Here is a 960-nt window from a genome sequence, read left to right as displayed (position 1 = left end):
GACCATTACACTTGACCATATTACAAGAGTAGACGCTTCATCCGATTTTAATGGTATTGATAACGTTCCTAAAAGAGCAATTACCATGGGAGTTTCTACCATCATGAGATCAAAGAGAATCGTACTTATGGCCTGGGGACAAAACAAAGCCGATATCATCAAGAGAACCATTCAGGGAGATATCAGTTCAGAAGTTCCGGCTACTTTTTTACAAAATCATGCTAATGCAACATTTGTATTAGACCAGTCTGCAGCCTCAGAATTAACCCGTTTTAAAACACCTTGGCTCGTTGGAGAATGCATCTGGACACAAGAATTAAAAAGCAAGGCGATTGTTTGGTTGTGCCAAAAAACAAAACAATCGATATTAAAATTAACAGACAGAGATTACAACAACAACGGAATGTCTGATCTTTTGGCACAAGAAGGTTCTGCTTATGATTTGAATATTAATATGTTCAACGTATTGCAGCATACCATCACAGGATGGCCGGGTGGAAAACCCAATACCGATGATTCGCATCGTCCCGAAAGAGCCAATCCTGCAAAAAAACGAGTAATTCTTTTTAGTCCACATCCGGATGATGATGTGATTTCTATGGGAGGAACTTTTTCAAAATTGATAAAACAAGGTCATGATGTACACGTAGTATATCAAACCTCCGGAAATATAGCCGTTACAGACGACGAAGCATTAAAATTTGCTGAGGTTGCCAAGGATTTTGTGGGCGACGCAGGAAGTGGCATCAACTTTAAATCTGTAATTGAATTTTTAAACCATAAATCAGAAAACCAGATTGATTCTCTTGAAGTTCGAAAATTAAAAGGATTGATCCGAAGAAGAGAATCTTATGCGGCCACAAGATACATTGGTTTAAAAGATGAGAACACCCACTTTTTAGATCTTCCGTTTTATGAAACCGGACAGGTAAAGAAAAATCCTTTGGGACCAGAAGATAT

Annotated in this window: 1 protein-coding gene; it reads left to right on the top strand. The window is 38.2% G+C overall.

Annotated elements, in window-relative coordinates:
- Window positions 1-960 (top strand): PIG-L family deacetylase (locus IRZ78_RS25990; RefSeq protein ID WP_194620504.1); only part of this gene is annotated, 960 nt, incomplete at both ends.

The sequence above is a fragment of the Flavobacterium sp. CSZ genome, assembly GCF_015350725.1.
Lineage (GTDB): Bacteria > Bacteroidota > Bacteroidia > Flavobacteriales > Flavobacteriaceae > Flavobacterium.
Note: the sequence above shows the minus strand (reverse complement) of the source record. Positions and strands in the feature narration are given on the sequence as shown.